This is a genomic window from Allochromatium humboldtianum, assembly GCF_013385175.1.
Classification (GTDB): Bacteria; Pseudomonadota; Gammaproteobacteria; order Chromatiales; family Chromatiaceae; genus Thermochromatium; species Thermochromatium humboldtianum.
Genome location: NZ_JABZEO010000057.1, coordinates 1 through 1,112, shown reverse-complemented (window position 1 = coordinate 1,112; position 1,112 = coordinate 1). Strand labels below are relative to the sequence as shown.

General features: G+C 40.5%; 2 protein-coding genes. Both read left to right on the top strand.

Features of this window, described 5'->3' with window-relative positions; translation table 11 throughout:
* On the top strand, positions 1–252 hold a 252-nt coding region (locus HW932_RS21440), incomplete at its 5' end, for a hypothetical protein (protein ID WP_176978480.1).
* Positions 206–847 (top strand): hypothetical protein, encoded by a 642-nt coding sequence (locus HW932_RS21435; RefSeq protein ID WP_176978479.1) that lies wholly within the window; start codon positions 206–208, stop codon positions 845–847. The genes HW932_RS21440 and HW932_RS21435, both read left to right, overlap by 47 nt.
* The last annotated feature ends 265 nt before the right edge of the window (positions 848–1,112 follow it).

Sequence of the window (1,112 nt, the reverse complement as noted above, 5' to 3'; positions counted from 1 at the left end):
CATATGAATGGGATGTCTGAAGTTGCGAGAGGTCTTGTAGGCTTGGCAACCAAATATGGAAACGCAACGATTCGATACATCAAGGATCAAACCAGCATTTTATATCAGATGAAAGATCATCCTGTGATGATTGATATCAATAGAAGCGGAGATCAATCGGAACTCGACTTCTATAACGAAATTTATCGCAGCATCAAGGAAGCGGATGCCCGAGCAAAACGCAAGTCAAGCCGCCAAGTTAATTCAGGGTAATGCTTTGGTCAGCCTATATAAACTGCTAATCAGGACTCCACTTCTTGGTTCGTTCATAAAAATAGCAAATGCATATGCATTTCATGGCGACGCGCGATACGTAAAAGAATTTGCGCCATTTCAAGCTTGGTATAATAGAATTTTTACGAAGATTCTTATCGCGCTAGCCATAGCATTTCTTGCAGCATATTGCATGGTTGCTTCTAATCTAAAGCCGGAAGAAGTAAGAGTGACGAGTTTGATTGTGGGTATTTTTCCAAGTTTATTGGGATTTGGGATTGGCGTATTTGCATTGATCTTTGTTTTGCCATCGTCATTTCTCTTGACAATCCTTAGGGCGCAAAACGACTCCAAACTCAAACCTTACGTTCTTGCATCGGACATGGGATATCCGCTGATTGTTATGGCAGCGGTGCTTTTCGTTGGCGTTTTCTTGCATTTTTTGCCAACTGATCAGCCTGTATTCTTTGCTAGTACATTTTTGCTATTTTACGGCCTAACGATGGTTGTCGAGTTGGTCAGTATGGTATTCACGACTGCCGTGATGGTGTTGCGGAACAAATCTCAGAGCGCATCACAAAATAGACAGAATTGATTTCTGGAAGTTGAAGAGTGAAATAAGCAGAAAGCGTCGGATAGAAACCTTGATATAGATTAAAATTGATTTTTTGCACCTATTTTATAGAGACATCTTGAAACCAAATATTACCCCTTATCTGGCTATTCTGCGTGACTATGTGAAGGCTTACATAACTACTCATTAAGATCCGGTCTATTTCATTTTTCAAATGAAAACTCATGATTTAGATACCTCTTCTTGCCATCCAAACCGAGTGACCATAACGACCTTGCGACCATGA